This is a genomic window from uncultured Devosia sp. (assembly GCF_913055165.1).
Taxonomy (GTDB): domain Bacteria; phylum Pseudomonadota; class Alphaproteobacteria; order Rhizobiales; family Devosiaceae; genus Devosia.
This window is the reverse complement of sequence record NZ_CAJXJS010000001.1, coordinates 139323-165780: the sequence shown is the minus strand read 5'-3', so window position 1 is coordinate 165780 and position 26458 is coordinate 139323. Positions and strand designations below refer to the sequence as shown.

33 protein-coding genes and 1 pseudogene are annotated in these 26458 nt (G+C 63.4%); 8 read left to right on the top strand and 26 right to left on the bottom strand.

Annotated features, from left to right (window positions below):
- Positions 1-112: 112 nt before the first annotated feature.
- The 4 genes from QZ564_RS00815 to truB all read left to right on the top strand — a co-directional run bounded on the left by QZ564_RS00815 (position 113) and on the right by truB (position 3301).
- Positions 113-1132, top strand: coding sequence for a D-glycerate dehydrogenase (locus QZ564_RS00815; RefSeq protein ID WP_297103328.1), 1020 nt, complete (start codon positions 113-115; stop codon positions 1130-1132).
- Between the two features lie 151 nt (positions 1133-1283).
- Positions 1284-1943 carry a hypothetical protein gene (locus QZ564_RS00810; RefSeq protein ID WP_297103325.1) on the top strand — a complete coding sequence of 220 codons (660 nt, stop codon included), beginning with the start codon at positions 1284-1286 and terminating at the stop codon, positions 1941-1943.
- Positions 1944-1976: 33 nt separating this feature from the next.
- Complete coding sequence (gene rbfA / locus QZ564_RS00805) at positions 1977-2390, top strand: 30S ribosome-binding factor RbfA (RefSeq protein ID WP_104892401.1); 414 nt, start codon at positions 1977-1979, stop codon at positions 2388-2390.
- Positions 2391-2392: 2 nt separating this feature from the next.
- The gene (gene truB / locus QZ564_RS00800; protein WP_297103322.1) at positions 2393-3301 is read left to right on the top strand and encodes a tRNA pseudouridine(55) synthase TruB; all 909 of its coding nucleotides are present in this window, start codon (positions 2393-2395) and stop codon (positions 3299-3301) included.
- Here the strand turns inward: truB and QZ564_RS00795 are convergent.
- The 6 genes from QZ564_RS00795 to QZ564_RS00770 form a co-directional block, all read right to left on the bottom strand.
- The gene (locus QZ564_RS00795; RefSeq protein WP_297103319.1) at positions 3291-4424 is read right to left on the bottom strand and encodes an MFS transporter; all 1134 of its coding nucleotides are present in this window, start codon (positions 4422-4424) and stop codon (positions 3291-3293) included. The genes truB and QZ564_RS00795 overlap by 11 nt on opposite strands.
- A 38-nt stretch (positions 4425-4462) precedes the next feature.
- Positions 4463-4927 carry an MmcB family DNA repair protein gene (locus QZ564_RS00790; RefSeq protein WP_104892404.1) on the bottom strand — a complete coding sequence of 155 codons (465 nt, stop codon included), beginning with the start codon at positions 4925-4927 and terminating at the stop codon, positions 4463-4465.
- Positions 4920-6113 (bottom strand): MFS transporter, encoded by a 1194-nt coding sequence (locus tag QZ564_RS00785; RefSeq protein ID WP_297103316.1) that lies wholly within the window; start codon positions 6111-6113, stop codon positions 4920-4922. The genes QZ564_RS00790 and QZ564_RS00785 overlap by 8 nt, the downstream gene beginning before the upstream one ends.
- Complete coding sequence (locus QZ564_RS00780; protein WP_297103313.1) at positions 6110-7282, bottom strand: MFS transporter; 1173 nt, start codon at positions 7280-7282, stop codon at positions 6110-6112. The genes QZ564_RS00785 and QZ564_RS00780 overlap by 4 nt, the downstream gene beginning before the upstream one ends.
- A gap of 113 nt (positions 7283-7395) precedes the next feature.
- Complete coding sequence (locus QZ564_RS00775) at positions 7396-7953, bottom strand: hypothetical protein (protein WP_297103310.1); 558 nt, start codon at positions 7951-7953, stop codon at positions 7396-7398.
- Positions 7954-8043: 90 nt separating this feature from the next.
- Positions 8044-8913, bottom strand: a complete 870-nt coding sequence (locus QZ564_RS00770) for a LysR family transcriptional regulator (RefSeq protein ID WP_297103307.1) — start codon at positions 8911-8913, stop codon at positions 8044-8046.
- A gap of 183 nt (positions 8914-9096) precedes the next feature.
- Between QZ564_RS00770 and QZ564_RS00765 the strand changes: the two genes are divergently transcribed.
- The 3 genes from QZ564_RS00765 to QZ564_RS00755 are packed head-to-tail and all read left to right on the top strand — an operon-like array spanning position 9097 to position 11217.
- A complete protein-coding gene (locus tag QZ564_RS00765) occupies positions 9097-9261 on the top strand; it encodes a DUF1127 domain-containing protein (RefSeq protein ID WP_297103304.1) in 165 nt (54 codons plus the stop codon).
- The gene (locus tag QZ564_RS00760; RefSeq protein ID WP_297103302.1) at positions 9258-10253 is read left to right on the top strand and encodes an aldo/keto reductase; all 996 of its coding nucleotides are present in this window, start codon (positions 9258-9260) and stop codon (positions 10251-10253) included. The genes QZ564_RS00765 and QZ564_RS00760 overlap by 4 nt, the downstream gene beginning before the upstream one ends.
- Before the next feature lies 1 nt (position 10254).
- Positions 10255-11217: an aldo/keto reductase gene (locus QZ564_RS00755; protein WP_297103299.1), complete on the top strand. Its 963-nt coding sequence runs from the start codon at positions 10255-10257 to the stop codon at positions 11215-11217.
- Between the two features lie 58 nt (positions 11218-11275).
- On the opposite strand, the gene QZ564_RS00750 is transcribed toward QZ564_RS00755, so the two are convergent.
- The 13 genes and pseudogenes from QZ564_RS00750 to QZ564_RS00690 form a co-directional block, all read right to left on the bottom strand.
- Positions 11276-11632: a septal ring lytic transglycosylase RlpA family protein gene (locus QZ564_RS00750; protein ID WP_104892412.1), complete on the bottom strand. Its 357-nt coding sequence runs from the start codon at positions 11630-11632 to the stop codon at positions 11276-11278.
- A 458-nt stretch (positions 11633-12090) separates the two neighbouring features.
- A complete protein-coding gene (locus QZ564_RS00745) occupies positions 12091-12726 on the bottom strand; it encodes a peroxiredoxin (RefSeq protein ID WP_297103289.1) in 636 nt (211 codons plus the stop codon).
- Positions 12727-12896: 170 nt separating this feature from the next.
- On the bottom strand, positions 12897-13100 hold the full coding sequence (locus tag QZ564_RS00740; RefSeq protein WP_157955610.1) for a hypothetical protein: 204 nt from the start codon (positions 13098-13100) through the stop codon (positions 12897-12899).
- Positions 13101-13200: 100 nt separating this feature from the next.
- A complete protein-coding gene (locus QZ564_RS00735) occupies positions 13201-13728 on the bottom strand; it encodes a CreA family protein (RefSeq protein WP_297103284.1) in 528 nt (175 codons plus the stop codon).
- Positions 13729-13797: 69 nt separating this feature from the next.
- Positions 13798-14616, bottom strand: a complete 819-nt coding sequence (locus tag QZ564_RS00730; protein ID WP_297103281.1) for an amino acid ABC transporter permease — start codon at positions 14614-14616, stop codon at positions 13798-13800.
- Between the two features lie 131 nt (positions 14617-14747).
- Complete coding sequence (locus QZ564_RS00725) at positions 14748-15536, bottom strand: transporter substrate-binding domain-containing protein (RefSeq protein WP_297103278.1); 789 nt, start codon at positions 15534-15536, stop codon at positions 14748-14750.
- Positions 15537-15605: 69 nt separating this feature from the next.
- A complete protein-coding gene (locus tag QZ564_RS00720; protein ID WP_297103488.1) occupies positions 15606-15806 on the bottom strand; it encodes a DUF1508 domain-containing protein in 201 nt (66 codons plus the stop codon).
- A gap of 12 nt (positions 15807-15818) precedes the next feature.
- Positions 15819-15974: pseudogene (locus QZ564_RS00715) on the bottom strand (DUF1508 domain-containing protein); the annotation flags it as partial.
- Between the two features lie 67 nt (positions 15975-16041).
- Positions 16042-16335 carry a SelT/SelW/SelH family protein gene (locus tag QZ564_RS00710; RefSeq protein WP_297103276.1) on the bottom strand — a complete coding sequence of 98 codons (294 nt, stop codon included), beginning with the start codon at positions 16333-16335 and terminating at the stop codon, positions 16042-16044.
- Positions 16332-16790 carry a cyclic nucleotide-binding domain-containing protein gene (locus QZ564_RS00705; protein WP_157955611.1) on the bottom strand — a complete coding sequence of 153 codons (459 nt, stop codon included), beginning with the start codon at positions 16788-16790 and terminating at the stop codon, positions 16332-16334. The genes QZ564_RS00710 and QZ564_RS00705 overlap by 4 nt, the downstream gene beginning before the upstream one ends.
- A 133-nt stretch (positions 16791-16923) precedes the next feature.
- On the bottom strand, positions 16924-17556 hold the full coding sequence (locus QZ564_RS00700; RefSeq protein WP_297103269.1) for a DUF1236 domain-containing protein: 633 nt from the start codon (positions 17554-17556) through the stop codon (positions 16924-16926).
- A 158-nt stretch (positions 17557-17714) separates the two neighbouring features.
- Positions 17715-18212, bottom strand: a complete 498-nt coding sequence (locus tag QZ564_RS00695) for a glutathione peroxidase (RefSeq protein WP_297103266.1) — start codon at positions 18210-18212, stop codon at positions 17715-17717.
- Positions 18213-18276: 64 nt separating this feature from the next.
- Positions 18277-18678, bottom strand: a complete 402-nt coding sequence (locus QZ564_RS00690) for a VOC family protein (RefSeq protein ID WP_297103263.1) — start codon at positions 18676-18678, stop codon at positions 18277-18279.
- A 76-nt stretch (positions 18679-18754) separates the two neighbouring features.
- Between QZ564_RS00690 and QZ564_RS00685 the strand changes: the two genes are divergently transcribed.
- Positions 18755-19339, top strand: coding sequence for a TetR/AcrR family transcriptional regulator (locus QZ564_RS00685; protein WP_297103260.1), 585 nt, complete (start codon positions 18755-18757; stop codon positions 19337-19339).
- A gap of 159 nt (positions 19340-19498) precedes the next feature.
- Here the strand turns inward: QZ564_RS00685 and QZ564_RS00680 are convergent, their stop codons facing one another.
- From QZ564_RS00680 to QZ564_RS00650, 7 genes are all read right to left on the bottom strand, one after another.
- On the bottom strand, positions 19499-20395 hold the full coding sequence (locus tag QZ564_RS00680; RefSeq protein WP_297103259.1) for a hypothetical protein: 897 nt from the start codon (positions 20393-20395) through the stop codon (positions 19499-19501).
- Positions 20396-20626: 231 nt separating this feature from the next.
- A complete protein-coding gene (locus QZ564_RS00675; protein WP_297103256.1) occupies positions 20627-21604 on the bottom strand; it encodes an ABC transporter substrate-binding protein in 978 nt (325 codons plus the stop codon).
- A gap of 20 nt (positions 21605-21624) precedes the next feature.
- A complete protein-coding gene (locus QZ564_RS00670; RefSeq protein WP_297103253.1) occupies positions 21625-22737 on the bottom strand; it encodes an ABC transporter permease in 1113 nt (370 codons plus the stop codon).
- Positions 22734-23600, bottom strand: coding sequence for an ABC transporter permease (locus tag QZ564_RS00665; RefSeq protein WP_297103250.1), 867 nt, complete (start codon positions 23598-23600; stop codon positions 22734-22736). Before QZ564_RS00665 ends, QZ564_RS00670 begins: the two co-directional genes overlap by 4 nt.
- Positions 23597-24382, bottom strand: a complete 786-nt coding sequence (locus tag QZ564_RS00660; protein ID WP_297103247.1) for an ABC transporter ATP-binding protein — start codon at positions 24380-24382, stop codon at positions 23597-23599. Before QZ564_RS00660 ends, QZ564_RS00665 begins: the two co-directional genes overlap by 4 nt.
- 157 nt (positions 24383-24539) lie before the next feature.
- Entirely contained in the window at positions 24540-25991 is a 1452-nt protein-coding gene (gene hydA / locus QZ564_RS00655) for a dihydropyrimidinase (protein ID WP_297103245.1), read from the bottom strand.
- The gene (locus QZ564_RS00650) at positions 25988-26425 is read right to left on the bottom strand and encodes an endonuclease domain-containing protein (protein ID WP_297103243.1); all 438 of its coding nucleotides are present in this window, start codon (positions 26423-26425) and stop codon (positions 25988-25990) included. The genes hydA and QZ564_RS00650 overlap by 4 nt, the downstream gene beginning before the upstream one ends.
- Positions 26426-26458 lie beyond the last annotated feature (33 nt).

Genomic DNA, 26458 nt, shown 5'->3' with positions numbered 1-26458 from the left:
ACAACATCACTTTGCAGACGGGTTTGATTTGCCCTATCACTAGCGCGATATCCTTAATGGTCGCTGAAGGCGACACTTGCGCCGGTGACCAACCGGCCCCTCATTGGTGCGCATGACATCGAGCAAACCCAAGATCCTGGTGACCAGACGGCTGCCCGCGAGCATTGAAGCGCGCATGGCGACCCTGTTCGAAACCGATGTCAATGACGCCGATCTGGCCCTGAGCGGGGACGATATCCTGGCCGGACTCGCGGGCAAGGATGTGCTGGTCTCGACCATTACCGACCATATCGACGCGGCGCTGATCGGCCGGTTGCCGCCCAGCGTGCGGCTGATCGCCCAGTTCGGCAATGGGGTGGACAATATCGACCTCGACGCGGCCTGGGCGGCCGGGCTGACCGTGACCAATACCCCTTCGGTGTTGACCGAGGACACCGCCGACATGGCCACGGCGCTGATGCTGGCGCTGCCGCGCCGGCTGGTGGAGGGCACGCAGATGCTGTTGCGGGACCGGGCCTGGGCGGGATGGTCGCCCACCTCGATGCTGGGGCACCGGCTGCGCGGCAAGGCGCTGGGCATTGTGGGCATGGGCCGGATTGGCACGGCGGTGGCGAGCCGCGCCCGGGCCTTTGGCCTCAATATCCACTACTACTCGCGCAATCGCCGCCCACCGGCCATCGAGCAACCGCTCGAGGCGCGCTATTGGGACGATCTGGACGCCATGCTGGCCGAAGTGGATATCGTTTCGCTGCATACCCCGCTGACCCGCGACACGCATCATATCCTGTCTGCTGCGCGGCTCGACCGGATGAGGCCGGGCGCTTATCTGATCAATGTCAGCCGCCCCGAACTGCTTGACGAGACCGCTCTGATCGAGCGGCTGGAAAGCGGGCACCTGGCTGGCGCGGCGCTCGATGTGTTCGAGAACCGCCCCGGCATCAATCCGCGCCTCTTGGCGCTGGCCGAGACGAACCGGGTGGTGCTGACCGCCCATATGGCGTCGGCCACGCTGGAAGCGCGGGTGGAGATGGGGGAAGCGGTGATCGTCAATATCCGCACCTTCATGGACGGGCACCAGCCACCGCACCGGCTGCTGCCCGACGGCCCCCTGCCCCGCGCCGCGCGCGCTTAAGTGTTGCAGCATTTCCCCAATCGGCCGACCAACTGGGCCGCGATCCTGTCGCGCGCTTGCGTGGCGGCGCCCTGCCCCCTAATCGTCACATTGTCGGGGGCGTGGGGCGCGTCCGGGCGACGAGCGTTTTTCCGGGTGTCAGGAGTGGCCCGTGCCTTGGACGAATAAAGCGGCAATTCTGGCGGCTGGCCTGATGATGCTTCCTGCCCCGGTGCTGGCGCAGAGTGCGCTGCCCTTCACGCAGGACGAGGGACGCCTGGTGCTCGATGTGCTGGGGCAGCGCCTGACCCTGCCGCCGCCGGACTGGGTGGGGTCGGACGCTGATCTGGCGGCCATTTCCGAGCGGGTTTCGACCCGGTTTTTCGAAGATGGCGGACAGGCGCAGCTCACGATCTACAAGCGCGGCGAGGGCGAGGCCTTCTGGTCCAGCCTTTATGGCGCCCGCATCAGCACTGAGACCGACATGGACCTGGCCGAGTTCCGGTCGCGGGTGGTCAACGTTTATGCCCAATCCTGCGATCCGGACACGGTGGCGCTGTTCCAGCTCGAGCCCGATGCGGAGGATGCGCTGCCGCCGCTGGGCTATGTGTGCGGTGCCTATCTCGACGCCTTTACCGATTTTGCCGGACAGGGCGAAGTGATGGTGATGGGGTTTTACAGGTCCGAGGCCGGGCTCGGCCTGGTGTTCCAGGAATGGCGGGGCGAGGCGTTCGACGCCAGTACGCCGTCAAGCTGGCCGGTGCCCGCCGAGACGGTGGAAGCGCGCATGGCCCAGTTTAAGTCCGAGGTCTCGCTGACGCTTCTGGATTGACGGCGCCCCTGTGAGAGCCTAAGCCGCTTGCCCATGAAAAAAGACCACAAACCCGCTGGCCCGAGCCAGCGCATGCTGCGCGTCGGGGAACTGGTGCGCCATGCCCTGGCCGGGCTGTTTGCCCGGGGTGACATCGAGGACGAGGCCCTTGCCGGCGCGGTCGTGACCGTGCCCGAGGTGCGCATGACGCCGGACCTCAAGATCGCCAATGCCTATGTGATGCCGCTGGGCGGCACGCATGCCGAGGAGATCGTGGCGGCGCTCAACCGGCACCGCAAGTTCATCCGTGGCCGGGTGGCGCCGCAGATCGACCTCAAATATGCCCCGGAAATCCGTTTCTTCGTGGACGATACCTTCGAGGAAGCCGGCCGGATCGATGCGCTGCTGCGCTCGGACCGGGTCAAGCGCGACCTCGACGACGATAGCGACGACAGCCAAGAAGACTGAGTTTGAACCAGCCAAAGTCCAAGAAGCGCGCCATCTCCGGATGGGTCGTGCTCAACAAGCCATATGACTTCACCTCCACCCAGGCGGTGGGCAAGGTGCGCTGGCTGCTGAACGCCGCCAAGGCGGGCCATGCCGGCACGCTCGACCCGCTGGCCACCGGCATCTTGCCCATCGCCCTGGGCGAGGCCACCAAGGCGGTGCCGCAGGTGCAGGACGGGATCAAGATCTATCGCTTTACCATCGGCTGGGGCAAAGCCACCAGCACTGACGATACCGAGGGCGAGGTGATCGCCACCTCCGATGTGCGACCCGAACAGGGGGCGCTCGAGGCGGTGCTGCCGCGCTTTATTGGCACTATTCTGCAGCGGCCGCCGGCCTTTTCGGCGATCAAGGTGGATGGCGAGCGTGCCTATGATCTGGCCCGGGCCGGCGAAAAAGTGGAACTGGCCGAACGGCCGATCGATATCGACGCGATCGAACTGGTTTCGCATGGGCCCGAGGAAACCGTGCTGGAGGTGACCTGTGGCAAGGGTACCTATGTGCGGGCGCTGGCGCGCGATATTGCCGAGGCGCTGGGCACGGTGGGGCATGTGACCAAGCTGCACCGCGCCGCGGTCGGTCCGTTCACCGATGAGGACGCGGTGAGCATTGAAGAACTCGAGGCCGCCGAAGCCGGGGCGGCGCGCGATGGCCTGCTGCTGCCGGTTTCGGCCGGCCTTGAGGATATCGCGGAAATCCGGCTTGATGCCGGCCAGGCCAAGGCGGTGGGGCACGGCAATCCGGTGCTGTTGACCGGGGCCAATGCCCCGGTGTCGATGGACGAGTGCTGGGTGAGCTTCAAGGGCAAGGTGCTGGCCACCGGCCATGTGGAATTCGGCCAGTTCAAGCCCGGCCGGGTGTTCAATCTTTAGGGCGTAGCCGCCCGGCCATGGCAAAGGTCAGCACGAGCAGGGGGATGAGCATGGCAAAGGCCATGCGCACGCCGAAGCCTTCGGCCACGCTGCCGATCAGGACCGGGGCGCCCAGATTGACGAGCTGGAAGATCAATGTGGTTGCCGCCACGTTCTGACTGGCCGGACGATCCCCCAGCCGCGCGGCCGCGGACAGTGTGAGCGGAAAGAGCACGCAGATGCCGATGCCCACGGCCAGGAAGCCGGCCAGTGCCGCATAGGCATTGGGGGCCAGGACAATGGCCAGCATGCCCAGCACGGCCAGGGCGGACAGACTGCGCGCCACCCGCACCGGGCCGAATCGATCAATGACGCGATCGGCGACCAGGCGCCCGCCTGCCATGGCAAAGAGCAGGGCGGGAAGGGCCAATGACTGCACAAAGGGGGCGACATTGAAACTGTCGCGCAGATAGATGATTGACCAGGCGCGCGAGGCTCCTTCGGTCAGCCCCGCACCCAGACCGAAGGCCACCAGCCCCATGGTGGCCCAGCTTGGCCAGGCCAGCTTTTTCACCGCGCCGCCGGCGTGAGGACGGGGCGGCATGTCGGGCATGGGCAGAACGACGAACCAGATCAACCCGATCAGCAGCGGCACCAGCGCCCAGAGATGAAGGGCCGGCGTGACATGCAGGCCGCGCAGCGCGGCGCCAAGCAGGGAGGTGAGCAGGAAGCCGACGCTCCAGGCGCCATGACAGGTATTCATCACCCGGGCCGAGGTGGCCGCCTCGACCCGATCGGCCTCGACATTCATGGCGATATTGGTGAGCGAAAAGCCGACGCCGTTGAGCGCGAGCAGCACGAACAGGGCAATCGGGTTGAGCAGTACCGTGGCCAAGGCGGCGGTGATGACCACGCTTGGCAGCAGCCAGAGGATCATGCGGCGCGGCCCGAAGCGCTCGACGATGACGCTGGAAAACAGAAACATCGAAAGCGCACCCAGCGGCTGGCCGATCAGCACCAGGCCAAGCTGGCCTTCGGTGAGCCCGATCAGCTCCTGCAGGTCCGGAATGCGGGTGTGAATGGCGCCGGCGGCCAGGGCATGGGTGAAAAACAGCGCGACAATGCGCCAATGGGTGAAAAGCATTATGCGTCAATACTTTGGAATTGCTCTGAAGGGAAGGCTCAGGCGATTGGCCCGGGGTCCATCAGGGCGTGAATGCGGTCGGCTCCCATGCGGGCGAGTTTGAGCATGAGCGCCTTGCGGCGGGCGGGAGCAAGCGGGGTGTCGGGACTGTCGCGCAGGATCGCGCCATCATGGCCATCGGCGACGATCAGCCCTTCCGTTTGAGGAAATATCTCGCCGTCCAGCTCGGGCGGCTTGGCGAAAAAGAAGCGGTCGGAAAATTCGCGATATTCAGGCCATTTGCGATCGACCTGGAAGTCGATAAGGCTCGACTTGATCTCGATGATCCAGATCTCTCCCTTGGGCCCGACGGCCAGCACATCGGCGCGGCGGCCATTGGCCAACGGCACTTCGGCATAACAGGCCATGTCGTGCCGCTCGCGCAGCATGCGCATGACCCCGCGCTGGACGCGCAGCGCGGTGGCCGATTGGCGCAGGTCAACGATTGGTGGCAGATCAGCCATTGGGTCCGAGCGGTTCGGGCGGCATGCCCAGGGGAGTTTCCACCTTTTTGGAGCCCAGCGCAAAGCTGGAGGCCCAAAGCCCGGCCAGCAACAAGGGCAGGCAGACCAGATAAGAGGCGCGGATATTGATCAGCTCGGCCACGAAGCCAAGCAGGGGCGGCGCCAGGAAAAACACTACGACGCTGACCTGGCCGATGGCCGCGACATTGACGGCAGCCGGCCGGTCCGTGCGCTGCGCCGCGGCCGAGACGGCCAATGGATAGACAGCCGAGCAACCCGCGCCCATCAGCGCGAAACCGGCCAGTGCCAGCTCAGGCCCCGGCGCGATGCCGACCAGCAGGGCACCGAGGCTGGCGGAGCCGAGCATGATCATGGCGACATTGCGCGGCCCGAACAGGGCTACAAATGGATCGGCGGTCAATCGCAGCAGGGCCATGAAGAAGGCGAACAGGGTCAGGCTCATGCCCCCGACAATGGGTTCGACGGCAAAGACATCGCGCATATAGATGGCCGACCAGTCGATGCCGGCCCCTTCCACCAGAAAAGCGGCAAAGCCGATCAGGCAGAGCGGCAGCAGGCCCAGATTGGGAAAGGCAAACCGATGTCCGGCCGCCTCGGTCTGGCTGCGGGCGGTCCTGGGCGCATTGGTGGCACCATAGATCAGATAACCGCCGATCAACACGATAATGGTTGCGACGAGCGCAAGGTGCAGCCCCGCCGACAGGCCCGACTGGCGGATCACGGCGCCGAACAGGGCGGTGAAGAAGAAGCCGACACTCCAGAAGCCATGTGCGCGGTTCATGTAGCGCTTGCCGGTCAACGTCTCGAGCCGGTCGATTTCCACATTGAGATTGATCTCGAGCGCACCGGCCAGCAAGCCGACCACGAGCAGAACCACAAAAACCGCCGGCGCGGTAGGCAACCAGGGGATGATGGCAAACAGAATGGCCGGGCCCAGCGTGGTGAAAAACGCGGTGGTACGGAAACCCAGCTTTTCTACAAGCGGGGCGCCGGCCGTCAGGGAGATCAACGAGCCGATGGCCATGCCGATCATGGTCAGGCCCAACTGGCCCTCGCTGACGCCGAGATGGGTCTGCAGCTCGGGCAGGCGGGACATCAGCGCGCCGGTGGCGACGGCGAAGAAGAAAAAGCAGGCGTAGATGCGGTGCTGGGGGGCGATGGTCACGGCGTCACCGTCTTGATGACCGGGCGCGGCGCCAGCACATGGGCGGTGAACAGGCCCAGCAGGACCAGCGGAAAGCCGACGCCGAAGGTCCATTGGATGCCGAAATGCTCGGCGATGAAGCCCAGAAGCGGCGGGCCGAGCAGGAAGGCAGTGAAGGAGAACTGGGCCAGCGCGGCGACATTGATGGCGGCGGGGCGGTCCGTCTGCTGTGCGGCGGCGGACATGGCCAGCGGGAACAGGGCGCTCGAGCCGAAGCCGATCATGGCAAAGCCGCAATAGGCGAGCAGCGCCGAGGGGGCCAGAAAGGCCAGCACCACGCCGCCGCCCAGAATTGTCAGCAGGACCCGTGCCACGGTCACCGGGCCGAAACGATCGACAAAGCCATCGGCAAAGAAGCGGGCAAAGGCCTGGGAGCCGGCCACCACGGCAACGGCGATGCCGGCCCAGAACGGAGTGGCGTCAAAGATGTTGCGCATATAGATGGCCGACCAGTCGATGCCGGCGCCTTCCATCAGCATGGCGGAGAGACAGACAGCCACCAGCGCCATGATGGTGGCGGTGGGCCGGGCCAGGCGCGGGGTTTCATCGGTGCTCGAGCCCGTGCGATGCGCGGCGGGCTGGAACTGGCCCAGCACGACGAGCGTGGCCAGCAGCACCACGGGGATCATGATCATCAGATGCCATTGCGGCGCCAGGCCCGTGCGGGCGATGAAGGACCCTACGATGCCGGCCGAAAAGAAGCCCAGGCTCCAAAAGGCATGGGCGCGGCTCATGATGCGGCGGCCAATGGCGTGTTCGACCCGGTCGGCCTCGATATTGATGATGATTTCGATGCAGCCAATGGTCAGCCCCACCGGCACCAGCAGCAGGAAGAAGGCCAGCGGATTGGCAGCCCAGACGGCGGCGGCAAACAGCACCGAGAGCAGCGGAATGGCAACGAGCAGGATGCGCCGATAGCCCAGGGCCTCGATGAAGCGGCCGGCAAAGGTCAGCGAAATCAGCGTGCCGACGGCCGAGCCGATCAGCGCCAAGCCAAGCTGGCCTTCGCCCACGCCCATGGCTTCCTGGATTTCGGGCAGGCGCGGAAACATGGCGCCCATGCAGAACGAATAAATGAAGAAGGCCCCGAAGACCTTGATCTGGGGCGGCAAGACAAGGCCGAATCGCATTTTGATAAAGTGCTCAAGGAAGGTCGATGGCCGGCACGCTAGGCCATTTCCCGGCAGGTGAGAATAGGGCGGGAAGAGCGCTGGAGTGGTTTATTGCAACGTTTGCATTCCGGTCACACCGGCTCGGGCGCGAAATGATCGTCGCGCACCACATTGATGCCGCTGACCAGGTTGCGGACGATTTCGAGGCGGCGGAACTGACCGGACCCGCGGCTATTGCCGTACCGCTGTTCGACGCCGGGACGGCCGCGCCGGTCGGGGCCGAAATAGCGGGGCGTTTCGTAGTAGACCAGGTTCTGCCCGACCTGCCGCGTGATCCGCTCGAGCACCCGCTTGCGGGTGAAGGGCATGGTGATGACGTCGTCAAAACCCATATTGATGCAGCCGCTGATCGCCTCGATCGAGGGACTTTCGGAAAAATAGATCAGCGGGGAAAAGCGCAGGCGCCTCGTGGTGCTGAAGCGCACCGCCTCGGCAATGCCGCGCAGGCTTTCGAGATGTTCGGTGGCGGCGAACAGAAAGAAACAGATGGGCGTGGTCTGGGTCTGCTGTTCGGCCTGGGCCATGGTCGAAAACGGGCTGACCCCGGCAAAGCCCAGCCCCCGCGCCAGATCGAGAAGGGCCGTACCCGGACCATTTTCAGGTCCGACAACATAGGCGTATGCGCGCATGGCATCGCTCTCAATTATTTCCTGCGTCCAGCGCGAATACTAAGACAAAGCTGCTAACACACCGCTAATGCGCGATATTTTCTCAATGCTTCAGCCAGCAATGCGCTCACCGCGAAACAGGGGGCCCTGCTCGCGCATCAGGGCGGCGATGCGCTCGGTGACGGTGCGCACCGCCGGGGTATGGCGCTCTTCATGGTGGCAGACCAGCCATTGCTCGGTTTCGAGCTCGGGGATGGTGCCGGCCATGCGCGACAGGCGCGGATCGGCATCGCCGACGAAACACGGAAAGACCGACATGCCGGCCCCCGCGGCGACCAGTTCGAGCACGCTCATGGCGTCATTGCCGCGGGTGGCGATGCGGTCGCCATGGCGGGCATGCAGCCAGCGGGCCGAATGGGTCTGGCTGCTGTCTCCTGCCGCGCCGACGAAGTAACCGGCAGCAACGCCACTGATCAGTTCGGGGCGGGCATAGAGGCCATAGGCCACCTTGCCGACCAGCCGTCCGGCCAGCCATTGCTCGGTCGGTCGCTGATTGCGAATGCCGATATCGGCGTGGCGGCGGCCGATATCGACCTTGTGGCTGGCGGTGACCAGCTCGACGCCGAAGCGGTCCGCCGCAGTCCAGATCTGGCCGATATGGCGGGCGATGAAGGCCGAGGTCCAGGGCCCGGCCGAGACCCGCACCACGCGTTCGCCGATCGATCCGTCCTTCCAGCGCCGGAGCGAGAGCATGGCCGCCTCGACCTCCTCGGCGCGCAACAGCAATTCCTCACCCGCCGGGGTCAAGGCGTAGCCGGTCTGGCTGCGCACAAACAAGGGCTCGCCGATCTGATGCTCAAGGGCGGTGACGCGGCGGCCCAGCGTGGCGGCGGAGAGGCCCGTGGTCCCGGTGGCGGCGCTGAGGCCACCGAGCCGGGCGACATCGAGGAAGAGCCGCAAATCGTCCCAGGAGAAATCCACTTTTCATTCCTGCAATGTGCCTTTCGACTTCAATCGTAGCGCAGAGGACCGCATTTGCGCAATATTTGTCTCGCCGCCTTACAGGACGAGGCGGAGTCAATTGCCTGTAGCACCAAGAATGAAACGCCGACTCGCCGGGTCTGGCGGCTGGTGGCTGCATGGCCATTTCGAGGAGACGAGACGATGTTCGAACCCGTCAGACGCCGGCTCTATGCCTGGCATATGCGCAACTATACCCGCCGCCGGCTCGCCATGCTGGATAGCCGGATCCTGGCCGATCTGGGCATTGAGCGCGACCAGATCGATGACGTGATCGCCCGCATTGACATTGAGGGAGACCGCAAATGATGTGGCAACGACAATTGGGGCGCACCGGCCGCATGGCCGGTGCCATTGGCCTGGGCTGCTGGGCGATTGGCGGGCATTTTACGCTGGATGGGCGCAATGATGGCTGGGGCGATGTGGATGACGCCCAATCGATCCGCGCCTTGCAGATCGCGCTTGATCTGGGCGCCAATCTGTTCGACAGCGCCGATGCTTATGGCACCGGCCATAGCGAGCGGGTGCTGGGCGCCGCGCTCAAGAGCCGCCGGGACGAGGCCATCATCGCCACCAAATTCGGCTTTACCTATGACGAGGCCAAGCGCGCCCTGCTCTCGATCGATGTGAGCCCCAGTTACATCGAGTGGGCCAATGCGCAATCGCTCAAGCGGTTGGGGGTCGAGCAGATCGATCTCTACCAGATCCATCCCGGCGAGCTGACCGAGGATCAGGCCGACGCGGCCGCCGAGGCGCTGGAGAAATTGGCCGAGGCCGGGCGGATCAAGGCCTGGGGCTGGAGCACCGACAATGCCCAGGCCGCGCGGCGGATGCTGGATTATCCGCATTTCGCGGCGGTGCAGCAGGAGCTCAACGTGCTGCATGACGGGCCGGAGATGCTGGCGCTCTGCGCCGAGGCGGGATTGGCGAGCCTTAATCGTTCGCCGCTGGCCATGGGCCTGCTCTCGGGCAAGTTCTCGGCCGCGAGCCGCCTGCCGGGCAGCGATGTGCGCGGCGCCGGCCATTCATGGGTCAAGCATTTCAAGGATGGCACGCCGACACCGGAAGCCCTGGCCCGGATCGAGGCGCTGCGTGACCTTTTGACCAGCGGCGGCCGCACGCCGGCGCAGGGCGCGCTGGGCTGGATCCTGGCCCGTTCGCCCCACACCTTCCCCATTCCCGGCTTCAAGACCGAAGCCCAGGTGCGCGACAATCTCGGCGCTTTGGAAAAAGGCCCGCTGCCCGCCGCGGTGATGGCGGAAATTGATGCAATTATGCACGCAGACATGATGGAGGCTTGAGATGAAGAGCGCGCGATTGGGACGCTTCGGCGCGGTGAGCCGGCTGACATTGGGCGGCGGCGGGATCGGGCAGGTGTGGGGGCCGACCTCCGAGGACGAGGCCGTGGCCACCTTGCGGGCGGCGGTCGATGCCGGGATCACGCTGCTCGATGCGGCGCCGGGCTACAAGATCTGTGAAGCGATGATCGGGCGGGCCTTTGAAGGCAAACTGCCAGACGGCGTCCGGGTGACCACAAAGTATAGCCTTGGCACGGTGGCGCCGGACCAGGCCTATGACCAGCTCCGTGCATCGCTGGAGCATAGTCTTGTCGCCATGCAGCTCGAGCGGGTCGACATGATGCTGCTGCATTCGGAAATCCGGCCCGATGATTTCGAGTATCCGCCGGGCCAGCCGCCCAAGGATGAGCGCTCGACCGCGCTGACCTTTTATCGTGAAGCGGTGCGGCCGGCCTTTGCGCAACTGGTCAGAGACGGGCTGATTGGCGATTGGGGGATTACCGGGATCAACCACGCGGCGGCCACCATCGCGGCATTGTCCGATGGTCCCCTACCCGCCGCCGTGCAAGCGATTGCCAATCTGCTCGACAGTCCGGGCGAAATGAATGGCACGGGGCTCGATCCGCGGCCGCGCGATGTTATTGCTGCCGCCAAAGCGGCCGGCGTGGGCGTGATGGGGGTGCGGGCCGTGCAGGCCGGGGCGCTGACCGGAGCACTGGACCGCGATGACAATTCGCCCACCAGCCGTGACTTTGCCCGCGCCGAACCTTACCGCGCGCTGTGCCGGCAATGGGGCGCGTCGCCGGCGCTGATCGCGCATCGCTATGCACTGGGCATTGCCGGGGTCGATACGCTGGTGCTGGGGGTGAAGAACCGGGCCGAACTCGATGAGGCGGTGGCGGCCGAGACCCTGGGCCCGCTGGAAACCGAACAGGTCGCCGCCATCGAGGCGCTGGGCCTGCGCTGAGACAAAAAAGGGCCGCCCCGAAGGCGGCCCTTTTCATCCCGGAAGACGGGTGAATATCTTAGCGCTGCGCGATGCAGACAGAGGTGACGCCCTTGTTCTGGAAACCCAGAGCTGCGGCGGCCCCCTTGGAGAGGTCGATGATGCGCTTGCCCACGAAGGGGCCGCGATCGTTGATGGTGACTTCCACGGACTTGCCGGTGGATTGGTCGGTCACCTCGACCTTGGTGCCGAAAGGCAGGGTGCGGTGGGCGGCGGTCATGGCGTTCTGGTCGAAGATCTGGCCGGAGGCAGCCGTCTTGCCGTGAAATCCCGGGCCATACCAGGAGGCGCCGCCACACTGGGCATAGGCGGCCGAAGCGGAGAAGGCGAGGAGGGTTGCGGCCGATACGGCGGCGATTGCGATACGCTTAGTCAATGGTCTGGAGGCTCACTGAAGTTTTCGATGCCGCTTCAATAGAGGCAGTGCCCGCCCGAATCTGGGCCGTTTGGGCCGCCTGCGACGTCCCGCCCCAGTTTGTGGCCGCTCTGCCGCAGGTTTCCAAAGCCTTGCGCCAGTCGGGGCGGCGCAAGATCACGTAAACCTTAGAAACTGAATCCACGGATTTACGTCCAACCTGTCATGCTGAGGCCCAAATCTGGGCAATAGAGGAACCGGTTTGCGGAGTGTGGCCATGCGGCAACGGTTCCGGCAAACCAGACATCCGGGCGCGATCTGGTGGCGGCCACAGCAGGCATTTGGGCTCGATTACCGCTCGCCCCGGCCAGAATGGGGCATCAATGTGGCTGGCGGGGTGGACTTCGGGCAAAGAAAAAGGCGATGGCCGGAAGCCATCGCCCAGTTGGTCAGGGAGAGAAACGAAGAATGTGGTGCAATCAGCCCTGGGGCTGAGGCACAATGCGGAGATAGGGTTTTACTTCCTTCCAGCCACCCGGGAATTTGTCCTTGGCCGCTTCATTGGAAACAGCGGGGACGATGATGACGTCTTCGCCATTCTTCCAGTTCACCGGGGTGGCAACCTGATGTTTGGCGGTCAGTTGCAGGCTGTCGATGACGCGCAGGATCTCATCGAAATTGCGGCCCGTCGAAGCAGGATATTCGATCTTGAGCTTGACCTTCTTGTCCGGCCCGATGACGAAAAGCGAACGTACGGTCAGCGTGTTGTCGGCATTGGGGTGGATCATGTCGTATTTGCGCGCGACCTCACCCTGGGTATCGGCCAGGAGCGGGAAGTTGAGGGCCGAGCCCTGGGTTTCCTCGATGTCCTTGGCCCAGCCGGCGTGATCTTCGAGCTTGTCGACGGACAGGCCCAGCACCTTGACGCCGCGCTTGGCGAATTCGTCCTTGAGCTTGGCGGTGTAGCCCAGTTCGGTGGTGCAGACCGGGGTGAAGTTCTTGGGGTGGCTGAACAGCACCGCCCAGGATCCTTCGATGAAATCGTGGAAGTGGATGGTGCCCTCGGTGGATTCGAGAGTGAAGTCCGGGGCGGTATCGCCAATCAGGATTGCCATGGTCGTCTTCCTCTGCCCGCGCTGTCGCAGGTCTGCTGTCTATTGTGATGGCTAGAATATCGTGCTGATGCCCCCCGATTGAAGCGGAGGCAAGCGGAATGGTTTTGCCTTGTTCAGGCCCATTCAGGCAAGCCGTTGCCGTTGCGATCTGTGGATCGAAATGAGGCTGGTCAGCCCAACAGCGCCATGAGGCGGTTCGGCACGGCCGGATTTTGCAGCAGCAGGATCGCGCCAAAGGGGATGGCGGCGAAGACTATGGCCGCAGACGGGCTGGCCTTGAGCAGCCTGGCGATCATGTAGACCGACAGGCCAAAGGTGGCATTGAGCAGCAGATCGGCCGCATTATCGGCCAGATAGGCGAGCAAACCCGACATGAACCCCTCCCGGGACATCGACTGCCCGAGAAGGCTGGCACCGACTCATTGCGCGGTCATGGCGGGTTTGATGGTGTTTTAATTCAAATCGTATCGAGTGCTATTGCACCAGGACCGAGCCTTCGACCGCGGGCTGTGGCGTGGGCGCGCCATTTTCCCAGGTCACATCAAGCCCGTTGAGCGGCACCACTGAAAGGCTCATCTTGCCCGAGCCCTGCTGGATCTGGCGGGCATGAGCCAGATAGACCAGCGCGTTGTTGGCCGCATCATAGATGCGGGTGACGCGCAGCGACTTCCAGATCAGCGAGCGGCCTTCGCGGAAAATCTCCTCGCCAGCGCCGCGGGTAGAGATGTCGCCCACGGTAATCGGGCCGACTGCCGAGCAATCGAGCGCGGAATAAGAAGGGTCTTCGAACCAGTTGCCCTGGCTCAGCCGGTCGATAAAGGAGCGATTGAAGAAGGAGAGGTGGCACACCACGCCCTCGACATCGGGATCGGCCAGCGCCTCGATCGAGATGTCATTGCCAGTCCAGTCGACCCCGACATTGCCCACCTCGTTGCGATTGCCACAGGCGGCAAGGGAGATGGCCGCGGCGGCGACGATGGCAAGGCGGGCGATGGAATGCATGGAGGTCCTCCGGCTGACCGGAACAAGATGGTGGGTCGCGGCGCCCGGTGCAAGATGACCGCGCAAATCCTAGCGCACGACCCGTCCGTCCATCACCTTTTCCAGCCAGCGCACCAGCAGGGAAAGCGAGATGGTCATGGTGAGGTAGAGGAAGGCGACGACGTTGTAGGTCTCGAAGAACAGGAAGCTCGAGGAGGCCGAGAGCTTGCCCAACTGGGTGATGTCCTGCACGCCGAGCGCCGAGACAAGGGCGCTGTCCTTGACCATGGAGACGAAATCATTGCCGAGCGGGGGCAGAATGGTGCGCAGGGCCTGGGGGAAAATGATATGGCGGAAGCAATGCCAGCGGCTCAACCCCAATGATCGGGCCGCCTCGATCTGGCCGCGCCCCACCGCCTCGATGCCGGCGCGGAAGATTTCGGCGATGAAGGCGGAATAGCACACGGTCAGCGCGAAGATGGCACGCCAGACAAAGTCGAAGCCGCGTACCGTGGCCGGGGCCAGAAGACCCCAATCGATCAGCGGAGCGAAGACCCAGTTGAAGCCGGCCACCATGGCAGGCGCCGCGACAAAGGCAACGTAGAACAGAAACACCAGAATGGGGATGCCGCGAATGATCTCGACATAGAATGTCGCGACCTCGCGCAGCACCCGATTGCCCGAAGTGCGTGCCAGGGCGATCAGCAGGCCCAGCGCGGTGGCGGCGACAAAAGCCAGGATAGTGACCCAGAGCGTTGTCAGCACACCGCCCGAGAGGGTGCGGAAGATCGAAGCATAGGTGCCGTTGGTGGTGATGGCCCACAGCCCCAGCACGAAAAGCAGGCCGATGGCCAGCAGCCACCAGGGCATGCGCGAAAGGATGGAGGGGCGGCGGGGCTGGTAGGTCATGGGGTGTACTGGACTTTTGGCGCCAAAGGCGGTGGGTGGTCCTGAACCCCCACCCTTAATCCCTCCCCTCAATGCGGAAGGATTGAGGGTGCGGAGGAGCCGCCAGCATGGGGATATGTCGGTAACGCGTCCTATTCCGCTGCGTATTCGAAGAACCAGTAATTGATGCGTTCGTCGAGCCAGCCTTCGTCGCGAAGCTGGGCGAGGGCCGCGTTGACGGGTTCGACCAGGTCCGAGCCGGGGGTGAGGATGAAGCCGAAGGGGTCGGACTTGATGGCTTCGCCCGCCTGCTTGAACGAACCCGGATCGGCGCCGATATAGCCGGCCGAGGCGGCCTGGTCGGCGATCACCGCATCAACGTCGCCCGATTTGACGGCCTGTACGGCGGCGCCGAAGCTGTCGAAGGTCTTGACCCGCGGATTGGCTTCGTCGCCATCGAGCACATCATAGATGGCGGTGTAGAACGACGAGGTGCCGGCCTGGGCACCGAACAGGAGATCGGTGTTTTCGGCAAAGCTTTGGGGCCCTGTAATGCGCTCTTCATCGGCGCGGACGAGGAAATATTGCTCGACGGTGATGAAGGGATCGGTGAAGTCGATCTGTTCTTCACGCTCCTCGGTGATGGTGATGCCGTCGGCACCGATGTCGAACTGGCCGGTGCGCACGCTTTCGATCATCACGTCCCAGGCGGTCAGATCCCATTCGACAGTTGCATTCAGGCGCCTGGCGACCTCGTTGATGACATCATATTCCAGCCCGATGCCCTCTCCGTCAGGACCGGCGAAGTTGAGCGGATAATAGGCGTTTTCGGTGACCGCCTGGATGACCCGGCCCTCAAGATCGGGGAGGTCCTGGGCGGCGGCCGGCAGGGCGAAGGCAGCCAGCGCGGCGCCGGCCATCAGAAGTGAAGTGATACGCATAGTGTTGGCATCTCCCGGACAGGTTTCGCCGGGAGACTAATGCAAGCGGCCCGGCTTTGGGAATGGGCGTCAGGCCTGGTCGTTGACCTCGGCGCCTGGGCCGTTGGATTTGAGCGAGTCGATGGCGTTCTTGGCCGAGGCCTTGGAGGCATAGGTTTCAGTGCGGGCCATGGTCTCGCCATTGGCGGCGACAAAGCGCACGAAATGCTGGCCGTCCTTGGATTCAACGATCTCGAAGCGATAGCCCGTGCCCTCTTCGCCCTTGCACAGGTCGACCGTGATGGCATCGGGTGCGTTCTTCTTGAGCGAGTCGATGCCGTTCTGGGCGCTGGCCTTCTGCTTGTAGTTTTCGGACCAGAAGATCTTTTCGGAATTGTAGGAAAAGTCGAACTTGAACTGATCGTTGGCGGCAGGGGTGATGTTGAACTTATGTGCCATGACGCAGGCCTCCCAAGCTGGCAGTGATGGGCAGAGACTAACCTACTGAGAGGAATTGGAAAGCCTCTTACTCTTTCAGACCCGCCCGGTCGAGATGGCCCAGATCGCGGCCCGGATCGATGCGGTCGCGCACCATCTGCTTGAGGACCCGGCTATCGGGGAAGCCGCCATCGCGCTTGCGCTCCCAGATCAGCTCACCATCGAGATGGATCTCGAAAATGCCGCCAGTGCCAGGAACAAGCGCGACCTGGCCAAGCTCGATGCCGAAGGTGGAGAGCAGTTCCTGGGCCAACCAGCCGGACCGCAACAGCCAGTTGCACTGGGTGCAATAGGCAATGGTGATGGCCGGGCCGCTGCTCATTTACCGCTTTTGCCGGCCTCGGCCGGATCGACCAGGGTGGAAAGAATCTGATCGACCAGATCGAGATCCTGCCGCTTGCCGGCCGCCTGCTGTTGCAGATCCACGAGATAGGAGGTGGTGTAATAGAGCCGCCGCGCCAGCATGGTGGCGATATGCAGGCTCATTTCCGGGTGGGCCTCGAGAAAGGTCAGTGCATCGGGAATTTCATAAGCCCGCACCTCGGAGAGGGCCTTGACCGTGGCGGAGTGCGGCATGTCGAGCAGGACCGCCATTTCCCCGAAGATCGAGCCGGGCTCGTCGACATGGGTGACCTGGGTGCGCTCGCGGATGACCTCAACCTGCCCATCGATGAGCACCAGCAGTTTGCCCAGCCGTTCGCCTTCGGGCAGCATGATCTGGCCGGACTTGAACCGGATTTCTGCAAGTTCACTGCAATAGTCGAGAATATCGGCCATTGGCCCCGCCTCCAATGTCTGCCGGACCCCGCCGTCCGGTTGGTCATCCGAGGCGAAATCTAAAGCATTGGCCGGACAAAGCAAAGCCGCCCGGACAGAAGTCCGGGCGGCCAGTGACTTGCGGTAGATGGACTTACTGGATCCACACAATGGTGCGCGAGCTGCTGTCGACAAGGGCCGGGCGGCCATCGACATAGACATAGCCATAATAGGGGTCTTCGGGCACGGGGGTGATGGTTGCCGTGTCGGGCAGGACATAGCCCACCACCACGTCGCCTTCGGCATTGACCGGCTCGACCGGGTTGGCAATGGCGAAATCGGCGGCCGACTGGTTCACCACATAGCCGGGCGACTGCACCAGCGTGTTGGTGTTGAGGTCAACGATCCAGACGCGGCCATTGGCATAGAAATAGCCATGATCCGGGTCACCCTCGACCGGATAGATGGTCACGCCGGCGGGCACGGTGGCGCCGACATCAAGCGAACCTTCGATCATCACCGGCTCGACCGGATTGGTGCCGGCATATTCGATGGTGGAGGTTTCGATGCCGGCTTCGGCACCGATCACCGCGCCGGCAAAACCGCCGACCACCGCGCCGATGGGGCCACCAGCCAGAAAGCCCAGCGTTGCGCCACCGGCAGCGCCGCCGGTTGCGCCGATGGTAGCGCCGGCTTCAGCATCGACAACACCGGCATCCTGCGCCATGGCGGGCAGCGACAGGCCAAGCGAAATCACGGCCGCGGAGGCCAGAAGGGTCTTTTTCATTTTTGTCATTCCTTTCATGCGGCGATCCTTTGGACCGCCTCTTTCAAGGGGAGCTGCCTGGGGAAGGCTGGCTCATTTCCGCCCCTTGCCCAACAAACGGCGACGCCCAGGATGCGTTCCGCACGGACAGGAATGTGATGAAGGATGTGGCCGTTTGGTTACAGCAGCTTTTCGATGGCCGGGGCGATCTCGGCCGGTTCGGTGGTGGGGGCAAAGCGATCAACCACCTTGCCGTCCCGGTCGAGCAGGAATTTGGTGAAGTTCCACTTGATGGCCTCGGTCCCCAGGACGCCCGGGGCGGCGGCGGTCAGCCAGTCGAACAGGGGATGGGCGGCCTCGCCATTGACCTCGATACGCTCGAACATGGGGAAGCTGACGCCGAAATTGAGCGCACAGAATTGCGCGATCTCCTCGCTGCTGCCCGGCTCCTGCGCGCCGAACTGGTTGCAGGGGAAGCCGAGAATGACCAGGCCCCGATGCTTGAACTGCTGATAGAGTGCTTCGAGCCCCTCATATTGCGGGGTAAAACCGCATTGGCTGGCCACATTGACGATCAGCACCACCTGACCGGCAAATGCGGAGAGGTCTTGTGGTGTACCGTCGAGGCGATTGGCGGAAAAATCGGCAAGGGTCTTATTGGCTACAGACTTGGTCATGACAATGGCTCTGGGATGGGATCACCCCAGAGCTATGGTGATCGGGCCGCCGGCGCAAGGGTGGTCAACCCTGTGCGGCGAGCCAGTCCGGGTCGGGTTCGATGGGCGTGATGACATCGAGCAGGATGCCATTGGGATCGGCGGCGATGAAATGGCGCTGGCCGAACACCTCGTCGCGCAGCGGCTGGACGATGGAAACACCGGCCTGTTCGAGCCGCCCTGCGTCTGCCGCGGCGTCTTCCACCTCGAAGCTGAGGATCAGATTGGCGGTGGGATGGCGTCCCTGGGGCGGGATGGTCTCATGATCAAAGGCGATCACGGCCAGCTCATTGCCCGTGGCACCACCACGTAATTGCACATACCAATCGCTCTCAAAGACCGGCTCGAAGCCGAAATGCTCCTGATAGAAGCGGCTGGTCGCGGCCACATCCCGGACATGGAGCAGAGGATAAAGCGTGTTGAACATTGATCGTCTCCCTGAATTGGCTTTATCATTACAAACACGCAGCATGTTTGATTGATAGATGCAGGATGTATGAAAGATGGATGTCAGAAGACGTCAGGAGGATCGTCGGACTGCCACGCGCCGGGCCCTGGTCGCAGCCGCTCGAACGCTGTTTGCGCAAAAGGGTTATGCAGCGACCAGCACGCCGGAAATCGTCAAGGCAGCCGGGGTGACGCGTGGCGCGCTCTACCATCATTTTGCGGACAAGCAGGCGCTGTTTGCCGCCGTGGTGGAAGAGGAGCACGCGCTGTTGGCGCTGACCATCCACCAGGCGGCCGAGGGCGGCGAAGATGAGCCCGGCCCGGTCAAGGCGCTGATCCGGGGTGGCGAGGGGTTCCTGGCCGCCATGCAGGACGAAGGGCGCCGCCGCCTGCTGATCGTGGACGCGCCGGCCGTGCTGGGGCGCGCGGCGGTCGATGAGATCGATGCGCGGCATGGCCTGCGCACGCTGGTTGAGGGGGTCGGTACAGCCATTGAAGCGGGCGCCATCAAGGACCTTCCGCCCCTGCCGCTGGCGCATCTGCTCAGCGCCATGTTCGACCGGGCGTCGCTGGCGCCTGCAGACGAGATCAATGACTATCGCAAGGTGATGAAGGCGCTCATCCGTGGGCTGAAGAAGTGACCACCATCCTCACCCGCAAAAGAAAAGCGGGGATCGCTCCCCGCTTTTTTGGCCTTCCGGTCAGAAGACCAGGAAGATGATGATGATAAGCCAGATCGGCACACCGAGCAGCCAGAGGGCAAGTGCCTTGAACATCGCTAGTCTCCTTTTCCTGCGCGCCTAGAACCGACGGAAGACGTCAGCAAAGACGGTGTTGTTGTCGCGGTGATTGCCACCCTTCTGTGCAGCCCAATAGGCGCCGATGGCCGAGACCAGCGAGGAGGCCGCCAGCAGGAATGCTGCAAGGATGGCCGTGTTGCGGGCAATGCGCGCTGCTTCCACCGCTTCGACACGCGCCGCTTCGACATTGGCGATGACGCTATCGACACGCGCTTCGGCCTCGGCAGGCGGCAGGCCGGTATTGGCGGCCACTATAGTGGCGAGATAGGTGCGGTCCTCGGCGGCAACCGTGCCGTCACCCAGAGCGGCCTGGGCAAAGATGCGGCCGGCTTCGTCGCGGGCCACGCCGGGATCGACCGGGGTATCGGCGCGGAACAGGGTATCGATGAAATAGGCATTGGGGTCGAGCCCGTCCGCTGCACCTTCCGAGACATTGGAAGCGGCCGTGGTGGCGGTAGCAATGGTGGTGCCCACGGCACTGCCCACTGCGCCAATGCCACCAACGGCCAGAATGGCACCGATGATCATGGCACCGCCCCAGACCAGCAGGCCATGAGCGCCGTCACGCATATCGCTTTCGTCCTCGGTGGCGTCGAAATTGCGCGCCCGCAGGCGACCCGTGAGATAGCCGCCGGCCATGAAGGAGGAGATCTGGACCCAGAGGAACCAGCTTGCCGCACCAATGCCGATCAGAATGGCCGGGGCGCCCTCACGGGCATTGAAGTCGATGAAATTGAGGCCAATGGCCGAGCCGAAGCTGATCAGTACCAGCGAGATGGCCGAGGCCAACACGATCCCGGCGAAGATGGCCGGCCAATCGACATAGCTGCGTTCGGCCTGGTCCCTGGTGATTTCTGTTTCAACGACGGCAACGCCGGGTGGTGTGTCCATGCTCATGTCTGTGTCCTCCCGTTCTGGCTCAAGCCAGGCCGATGAAGGACAGGATAGCCATGACAATCACGACAAGGCCGACGAGATAGATGATGGAGTTCATGGGGGAAAACCCTCTTGTTGAAAGACGCGAGTGGTCAAACAACTGTGAGGGGGGTGGTTTTGTTCCAGCGGGCCAGCACAGCGAAGCGGGCGAGGATTGCTCCCCGCCCGCTCAATTCACTCGGTAAGCATTGCTTACTTCAGGGCGTCGGTGACGACGCTGGTATAGGCGCCTTCCGGTTCGGCCGTGATGATTTCCTGGTCGAGCAGGGCCTGCACCGTGCGCTCATAGGTATCCATGTCGAGGGCCGGGTCGGTGGCATCGACAAGCTTGGAAACCTCGCCGGTCATATAGAGCTGGTGCTCATATTCGGCGGCACCGGTATCGTCCATTTCAACCACGATCTCGGCGGCTTCTTCCGGGTTTTCCAGGGCATAGGCCCAGCCCTTCATCGAGGCCTTCACAAAGCGTGTATAGGCGTCGACCTTGGCCGGATCCTCCAGCGTGTCTTCCATGACATAGAGACCATCTTCAAGCAGGTCATTGCCCATCTCGGTATAGTTGAAGATGGTGAGGTTATCCGGGCCGTAGCCGGCATCGAGCGCCTGGCCATATTCGTTATAGGTCATGACCGAGATGCAGTCGGCCTGGCCCTGGATCATAGGCTGGATATCAAAGCTCTGCTGCAGCACCGTGACGCCGCCGTCCGAGCCATCGGTGGGGATGCCTTCCTTGTTCATCCAGGCAAAGAAGGGATATTCATTGCCAAAGAACCAGACGCCCAGGGTATGGCCCGGGAAATCGGCGACTTCGGTGATGCCGGTTTCCTCGGGGCAGATCATCATCAGGCCCGAGCGCTTGAAGGGCTGGGCGATATTGACCAGGGGCACACCCGATTCACGGGCGGCCATGCCGGCGGCCATCCAGGTGACGATGATATCGGCGCCACCGCCGGCGATCACCTGTTCGGGGGCGATATTGGGGCCGCCGGGCAGGATGGTGACGTCGAGATTTTCCTCGTCATAAAAGCCCTTGGATTCAGCGACCAGATAGCCGGCGAACTGGGCTTGCGTGACCCACTTCAATTGCAGGGTCAGCGCGTCCTGCGCCAAGGCGGTGCTGGCCGAAAGCGCCAAGGCGCCTGCAACGAGACCTCCGATAAACTTTTTCATGTTGTCGTTCCCTTTTCCCTTTACGTCCGTCCACCACGGACAGACGGATGCCAGAAGGTGACGCCCCTTTCGATGAGGGCGATCACCCCGTAGAAGGCGGACCCCGCGACCGCCGCAACAGCGATCTCCGCCCAGACCAGGTCGATGGCGAGACGCCCCACCCCGGTCGAAATCCGGAAGCCCATTCCCACAATGGGCGTTCCGAAGAATTCCGCTACGATTGCGCCGATCAAGGCCAGAGTCGAGTTGATCTTGAGGGCGTTGAATATGAAGGGGCCCGCAGCGGGGAGCCTTAGCTTCATAAGGGTTTGCCAATAGTTGGCGGCATAGGTGTGCATGAGGTCGCGTTCGATGGCCGAGGCGGCGTTGAGCCCGGCCACGGTATTGACCAGCATGGGGAAGAAGGTCATGGCGACCACGACGGCGGCCTTGGATTGCCAGTCGAAGCCGAACCACATGACCATGATCGGGGCGATGCCGATAATGGGCAGCGCCGACATGAAATTGCCGATCGGCATGACCCCGGCCTTGAGGAAAGGCGAGCGATCCACGGCAATGGCGACGATGAGCCCCGCCAGGCAGCCCATGGCATAGCCGGGCAGTACGGATTTGATGAAGGTCTGCACGAAATCGGCCCAGAGCGTAGGCACTTCGGCGGTCATGCGCGCCCAGATCGCCGAGGGCGGCGGCAGCAGCACCGGCGGTACGTTGGCGCCGCGGGTAATGGCTTCCCAGGCGACCAGCAAAGCAAGGCCAAAAATGATCGGGATGACCAGACCCGTGCCGGTTTCGGGCAATTGGCCCTGGCGGATGGCGGCCGACAGGCGCTCGACAAACAACCAGGCAAACGCCCAGCTCGCCACCAGCGCCCACCAGAAATGGGCCGGCACGGCGCCCTCGGCGGGCAGCGCCAGGATTAGCGCCACGGCGCCGAACAGCATCAGCGCGCCGTCGAACCAGAGGCTGAACGGCAGCGCCAGCCGGACCAGCGACGCCGCGCCGAGTGCAAAATAGAGGGTCAGCAACGGGGCGGTGCCAAAACTGGAAAGGCCGAACCCCAGGCCCAGAAGCGCGGCGCCGCCGGCCAGGAGGGCCAGTGCCAATTGCATGGCGGTCAGGCCGGTGCGGTTCATGCCCGTGCTCCCATGCGCGTGTTGACCCATCTTTCAGCCGCGCCGACAATCGCTACCAGCACAGCAGCGAGGCCCGCGGCGATGAACAGGGCCGCCCAGATCTGCACCGTCTGGCCGTTATAGGAGCCGGTGAGGAGGCGCACGCCCAAGCCTCCACCCGAGGCATTGGACAGTTCGGCGACGACGGCACCGATCAGCGAAATGGCAATGCCCACTTTCATCGAGGCAAAGAGGAAGGGCATGGCGGCGGGCCAGCGCAATTTCCAGAACACCTGCCAGCCATTGGCATCATAGGTGCGCATGAGATCAAGCTGGATGGCCTCGGGCGAGCGCAGCCCCTTGACCATGCCGACCACCACCGGGAAGAAGCTCAGATACATCGAGATCAGCGCCTTGGGCACCAGCCCGGTCAACCCCACCGAGCCCAGGCCGACCACCACCATGGGCGCGATGGCGAGAATGGGAATGGTCTGGCTGGCGATGATCCAGGGCATGAGCGAGCGGTCCGAGGCGTCATTATGGATGATGGCCACGGCCAGCAGCACGCCGAGCGCCGTGCCAAAGGCAAAGCCGAGCAGCGTTGCCGAAAGGGTGATCCAGCCGTGATAGGCCAGCGAGCGGCGCGAGGTGATCTCCAGCCCGACAGTGGCATTCCAGATTTCGGCAACCACCTGATGCGGCGCGGGCAGCACCGGCTTGTCCTGCGCCCAGGTCTGGGCGGCGAACTCCGTGAACGGCACATCGACCAGGTCCGCGCGGGCATTGAGCTGGTTCTGCCAGGGCGCATTCATATGGATCGCCATGGCATACCAGAAGGCGACGATGGCGATGAGAATGGTGAGGACGGGGAGGAGGCGGTTCACACGTGATCCTCGTCATAGCTATGCCCGGCCCGCAATCCTTCGCGCACTCGGGCGGCGATGGCGAGAAATTCGGGGGTCTCGCGGATATCGAGCGGGCGCTCGCGCGGCAGAGTGCTCTCGATGATGTCGGTCACCCGGCCGGGGCGCGGCGACATGACCACGATCTTGGTCGAAAGATAAACCGCCTCCGGGATGGAATGGGTGACGAAGCAGATGGTCTTTTCCGTGCGGGCCCAGAGCTTCAAGAGCTCGGAATTGAGGTGATCGCGGACGATTTCGTCCAGCGCCCCGAAGGGCTCGTCCATCAATAGAAGATCGGCATCAAAACTCAGCGCGCGGGCGATGGAGGCGCGCTGCTGCATGCCGCCGGAAAGCTGCCAGGGATATTTCTTTTCAAAGCCCGAGAGATTGACCAGCTCCATTGTTCGCTGGATGCGCTCGGCCTGCTGGGCCGCAGAATGTCCCATGATCTCGAGCGGCAGGGCGATATTCTTTTCAATGGTCCGCCACGGATAGAGCGCCGCCGCCTGAAAGACATAGCCATAGGCCCGCGCCTTGCGCGCTTCTTCGGGGCTCATGCCGTTGACGCTGAGCGTCCCCGAGGTGGGCTTTTCAAGATCGGCAATGGTGCGCAGAAACGTCGTCTTGCCGCAGCCCGAGGGACCAATGAAGGAGACGAAATCGCCCTTGTCGATGGTGAGGTTGACGTCGCTGAGCGCAACCACATCGCCATCGCCGGTGGGGAAGGTCAGGCCGAGATTTTGGGCGGAGACGACAGTCATTGGGAGGCCCCCTCACCCGCCGCTTCGCGGCGACCTCTCCCCCCAGGGAGAGGTGCTGTCAGCTTCAACGTCGCGTAGCGACACCTCTCCCTTTGGGGGAGAGGTCGGCCCGCCGGGCCGGGTGAGGGGGCCTTCAACACGAACCAAACCAAACTCATCAAACCCCGGTCGCCGGAATACCGCTGCGTTCCACCTTGCGGGGGGCGACGATTTCCTTCCACTGGCTCAGCGCCCGGTTCACAGGGTTTTTCGCCTCGCGGGCGACGAACTTGCCATGGCCCGGCTCGGCCTTGACCTCGTTTTCGACGATGGAGACCTTGCCGCGGCTCAGAACGAAGCGCGGCAGGCCCGTCACCTCGAAGCCTTCGAACACATTGTAGTCGATCACCGATTGCTGGGACTTGGCCGAAATGGTCTTGCTCCGCTTGGGGTCCCAGACCACGAGATCGGCATCGGCGCCGACCATGACCGCACCCTTCTTGGGATAGAGGTTGAGGATCTTGGCGATATTGGTCGAGGTGACGGCGACGAACTCGTTCGGCGTCAGGCGCCCGGTATTGACCCCGGCGGTCCAGAGTACCGGCAGGCGATCTTCGAGGCCGCCCGTGCCATTGGGGATTTTCGAGAAATTGCCGACGCCGAAGCGCTTCTGCTCGGTGGTGAAGGCGCAATGGTCCGTCGCGACGCAGGAGAGCGAACCCGCCTGCAGCCCGGCCCAGAGCGAATCCTGGTGTTGCTTGTTGCGGAACGGTGGCGACATGACGCGGCGGGCGGCATGGTCCCAATCAGGGTTGAAATATTCGCTCTCGTCGAGCGTCAGATGCTGGATCAGCGGCTCGCCATAGACGCGCATGCCCTTTTGGCGGGCGCGGCGGATGGCTTCATGCGCCTGTTCGCAGCTTGTGTGCACGACATAAAGCGGCACCCCGGCCATGTCGGCCAGCATGATGGCGCGGTTGGTGGCTTCGCCCTCGACTTCCGGCGGGCGCGAATAGGCATGGCCCTCGGGGCCGTTATTGCCTTCGGCGAGCAGCTTGGCTGTCATGGCGGCAACGACGTCGCCATTCTCGGCATGGACGAGCGGCAGGGCGCCGAGCGCGGCGCAACGCTGGAAGCTGGCGAACATCTCATCGTCATTGACCATGAGCGCACCCTTATAGGCCATGAAGTGCTTGAACGAGGTGATGCCTCTGTCGACCACCTCGGCCATTTCATTGAACACCTGCTCGCCCCACCAGGTGATGGCCATGTGGAAGGAATAATCCGTCGAGGCCTTGCCGGATTTGTTGTCCCACATCTGGAGCGCTTCGAGCAGGCTCTGCTCGGGATTGGGCAGGCAGAAATCGACTACCATGGTGGTGCCGCCAGCCAGCGCCGCGCGGGTGCCGCTCTCGAAATCATCGGCCGAGTAAGTGCCCATGAAGGGCATTTCGAGATGGGTATGCGGGTCGATGCCCCCCGGCATGATCAGGCAGCCAGTGGCGTCCAGGGTCTCGTCGCCCGAAAGGTTCCTGCCGATCTCGACGATCGTATCGCCTTCGATCTTCACATCGGCTTCGTAGCTGAGATCGGCGGTGACGATGGTGCCGTTCTTGATGACTGTGCTCATGATGCGTTCCCTTGTTTCCCCGGCCGCTCTTCACCTCTCCCTTCGGGGGAGAGGTCGGGCTTCGCGAAGCGAAGTCCGGGTGAGGGGGCCTTTTCTATGTGCTCGGATAGGACGGCAAAGACGCCATCGATATTAGTCAGGACTTCCCTGTTCCAAAAGCGGATCACAGCGAAACCATAACTTTCAAGTTCGGTCGTGCGAACGGCGTCGCGCTTGTTCTGTGCATGTTGCCCGCCATCGATCTCGATGATCAGATCCGCTTCGCGACAGGCAAAATCGGCAATGTAGGGCCCGACTGGTAACTGTCGGACGAATTTGAACCCACGAAACTGCCGATTGCGCAGCACGCGCCAAAGCTTTCGCTCTGCGTCCGACATATTGGATCGCAGGGTCTTGGCGGCCTGCGCCGCAAACCGGGTCTTGAGTGTGCTCATTAGGCCCCCTCACCCGCCCCTTCGGGCCGACCT

Excerpts from the sequence above, each read along its gene's own strand:
- QZ564_RS00815 (WP_297103328.1), top strand. The coding sequence starts at position 113 with ATGACATCGAGCAAACCCAAGATCCTGGTGACCAGACGGCTGCCCGCG.
- rbfA (WP_104892401.1), top strand. The coding sequence starts at position 1,977 with ATGAAAAAAGACCACAAACCCGCTGGCCCGAGCCAGCGCATGCTGCGC.
- QZ564_RS00795 (WP_297103319.1), bottom strand. The coding sequence starts at position 4,424 with ATGCTTTTCACCCATTGGCGCATTGTCGCGCTGTTTTTCACCCATGCC.
- QZ564_RS00790 (WP_104892404.1), bottom strand. The coding sequence starts at position 4,927 with ATGGCTGATCTGCCACCAATCGTTGACCTGCGCCAATCGGCCACCGCG.
- QZ564_RS00780 (WP_297103313.1), bottom strand. The coding sequence starts at position 7,282 with ATGCGATTCGGCCTTGTCTTGCCGCCCCAGATCAAGGTCTTCGGGGCC.
- QZ564_RS00775 (WP_297103310.1), bottom strand. The coding sequence starts at position 7,953 with ATGCGCGCATACGCCTATGTTGTCGGACCTGAAAATGGTCCGGGTACG.
- QZ564_RS00765 (WP_297103304.1), top strand. The coding sequence starts at position 9,097 with ATGTTCGAACCCGTCAGACGCCGGCTCTATGCCTGGCATATGCGCAAC.
- QZ564_RS00760 (WP_297103302.1), top strand. The coding sequence starts at position 9,258 with ATGATGTGGCAACGACAATTGGGGCGCACCGGCCGCATGGCCGGTGCC.
- QZ564_RS00755 (WP_297103299.1), top strand. The coding sequence starts at position 10,255 with ATGAAGAGCGCGCGATTGGGACGCTTCGGCGCGGTGAGCCGGCTGACA.
- QZ564_RS00745 (WP_297103289.1), bottom strand. The coding sequence starts at position 12,726 with ATGGCAATCCTGATTGGCGATACCGCCCCGGACTTCACTCTCGAATCC.
- QZ564_RS00740 (WP_157955610.1), bottom strand. The coding sequence starts at position 13,100 with ATGTCGGGTTTGCTCGCCTATCTGGCCGATAATGCGGCCGATCTGCTG.
- QZ564_RS00735 (WP_297103284.1), bottom strand. The coding sequence starts at position 13,728 with ATGCATTCCATCGCCCGCCTTGCCATCGTCGCCGCCGCGGCCATCTCC.
- QZ564_RS00730 (WP_297103281.1), bottom strand. The coding sequence starts at position 14,616 with ATGACCTACCAGCCCCGCCGCCCCTCCATCCTTTCGCGCATGCCCTGG.
- QZ564_RS00725 (WP_297103278.1), bottom strand. The coding sequence starts at position 15,536 with ATGCGTATCACTTCACTTCTGATGGCCGGCGCCGCGCTGGCTGCCTTC.
- QZ564_RS00710 (WP_297103276.1), bottom strand. The coding sequence starts at position 16,335 with ATGAGCAGCGGCCCGGCCATCACCATTGCCTATTGCACCCAGTGCAAC.
- QZ564_RS00705 (WP_157955611.1), bottom strand. The coding sequence starts at position 16,790 with ATGGCCGATATTCTCGACTATTGCAGTGAACTTGCAGAAATCCGGTTC.
- QZ564_RS00700 (WP_297103269.1), bottom strand. The coding sequence starts at position 17,556 with ATGAAAAAGACCCTTCTGGCCTCCGCGGCCGTGATTTCGCTTGGCCTG.
- QZ564_RS00695 (WP_297103266.1), bottom strand. The coding sequence starts at position 18,212 with ATGACCAAGTCTGTAGCCAATAAGACCCTTGCCGATTTTTCCGCCAAT.
- QZ564_RS00690 (WP_297103263.1), bottom strand. The coding sequence starts at position 18,678 with ATGTTCAACACGCTTTATCCTCTGCTCCATGTCCGGGATGTGGCCGCG.
- QZ564_RS00685 (WP_297103260.1), top strand. The coding sequence starts at position 18,755 with ATGGATGTCAGAAGACGTCAGGAGGATCGTCGGACTGCCACGCGCCGG.
- QZ564_RS00680 (WP_297103259.1), bottom strand. The coding sequence starts at position 20,395 with ATGAGCATGGACACACCACCCGGCGTTGCCGTCGTTGAAACAGAAATC.
- QZ564_RS00675 (WP_297103256.1), bottom strand. The coding sequence starts at position 21,604 with ATGAAAAAGTTTATCGGAGGTCTCGTTGCAGGCGCCTTGGCGCTTTCG.
- QZ564_RS00670 (WP_297103253.1), bottom strand. The coding sequence starts at position 22,737 with ATGAACCGCACCGGCCTGACCGCCATGCAATTGGCACTGGCCCTCCTG.
- QZ564_RS00660 (WP_297103247.1), bottom strand. The coding sequence starts at position 24,382 with ATGACTGTCGTCTCCGCCCAAAATCTCGGCCTGACCTTCCCCACCGGC.
- hydA (WP_297103245.1), bottom strand. The coding sequence starts at position 25,991 with ATGAGCACAGTCATCAAGAACGGCACCATCGTCACCGCCGATCTCAGC.
- QZ564_RS00650 (WP_297103243.1), bottom strand. The coding sequence starts at position 26,425 with ATGAGCACACTCAAGACCCGGTTTGCGGCGCAGGCCGCCAAGACCCTG.